This window comes from Cellulosimicrobium cellulans (assembly GCF_001722485.1).
Classification (GTDB): Bacteria; Actinomycetota; Actinomycetes; order Actinomycetales; family Cellulomonadaceae; genus Cellulosimicrobium; species Cellulosimicrobium cellulans_A.
On the sequence record NZ_LWGL01000325.1, the window covers coordinates 1 to 1,483 of the forward strand.

1 protein-coding gene and 1 pseudogene are annotated in these 1,483 nt (G+C 77.0%); one reads left to right on the forward strand and one right to left on the reverse strand.

Going from position 1 to position 1,483, the window contains the following annotated elements:
• Window positions 1-1,330 (reverse strand): glycosyltransferase (locus JZ5iCDA_RS17455; protein ID WP_253182145.1); only part of this gene is annotated, 1,330 nt, incomplete at its 3' end.
• Between the two features lie 27 nt (window positions 1,331-1,357).
• Here JZ5iCDA_RS17455 and JZ5iCDA_RS19860 point away from each other — a divergent pair.
• Window positions 1,358-1,483 (forward strand): annotated as a pseudogene (locus tag JZ5iCDA_RS19860) (carbohydrate ABC transporter permease); the annotation flags it as partial.

The window sequence follows — 1,483 nt, forward strand, 5'->3', positions numbered from 1 at the left end:
GGCCGGTGAGGTACAGGCGCAGGCGGCGGCGGGCCCCGGCGCGGGCGTCCCCGCGCAGCGCGACAGCGCGCGCCGCGGCACCCGCGACCGCACCCACCCGCGCGAGCGCCCAGCCCACGGCGCCGTGGTGCTTGCGCAGGTAGCGCTCCTGCGACGCGTGGAAATGGGTCTCCCGCCGCGAGGGGTCGGAGCTCGTCGCACCGCCGAGGTGCGTCGCGCGTGCGGTCGGGACCTCGGCGTGCCGCCAGCCGCGCCGCACGGCGCGGTACGCCCAGTCCGTCTCCTCGGCGTAGAGGAAGAACCGTTCGTCGAACGCGCCGACGTCCTCGATCGCGCGCGCGTTGAGCAGGAGCACCGAGCCGATGACGAACGACCGGTCCGGCGGCGTGCGGCGCAGACGGGCGAGGCCGACCGCCTCGACCCACGTGGCGACGGGGGAGGGGAAGGGCCACACGACGCGCGCGGGCACGCCGTCGTCGTCGACCTGCGACGGGCCAACGCTCGCCACGCGCGGGCGGGCGTGCAGGGCCTCGTGCAGCGTCGCGACGTCCTCCGGCGAGACGACGGCGTCCGGGTTGAGCAGGAGCACGTCCGCGCCGGGCGCCTGCCGGTGCGCCAGCGCGTGGTTCACCCCGGCCGCGAACCCGCCGTTGCGCCCGGGGTCGAGGTAGCGGCCGCCCGCGAGCTCGGTCACCTCGCGGATCTCGGGCATCGAGGAGTTGTCCACGACCGTGATCGGGTACTTGCCGGCGAGCGGCGCGAGCGCGTCGCGCACCATCGCGGGGGAGCCGTACGCCACGACGACGACCTCGGGCGGGCCGTCCGGCCGGCCCGGGTGGTCCGGCTGGTCCAGGCCGTCCGCGCTCGCCGTCGGGCTCGGGGGGAGGTCGCGGGAAGGGCCTGCTGCCGCCCGGTACAGCGCGAGGTACTGCTGCGCGACCGACGCCCACGAGCACGTGGCGGCTCGCTCCGCACCGTCCGCACGGAGCCGCTCGGCGAGGCCGTCCTCCTCGAGCACGCGCACGAGCGCGGCGCGCAGGGCGTCCGGGTCGTCGGGCGGCACGAGGAGCCCTGCGCCGCCGACGACGTCCGGCAGCGCGCCGGTGCTCGTCGCGACGACGGGCACGCCGCACGCCATGGCCTCGACCGCGACGCGGCCGAACTGCTCGACCCAGCCCGGCGTCTCGCGGGACGGCACCGCGAGCACGTCGAGCCCGCGGTAGAACGCGACGAGGTCGTCGCCGTCGAGCGGACCGGCGAACCGGACCCGGTCGCCGAGCGCGCGCGCCCGCGCCTCGAGCGCCGCCCGGTCGGGACCGTCCCCGGCCACCGCGAGCTCGAGCCGGTCGTCGCCGGCCCGGTCGCGCTGCGCACGTTCGTCGACTCCACGGGGCAGAGCTCGTGGGGCGCGATGTTCGCGATGTCGATCGTCTCCCTGGTCCCCGTGTTCCTCGTCTTCCTGTTCGGCCAGAAGTACCTCGTC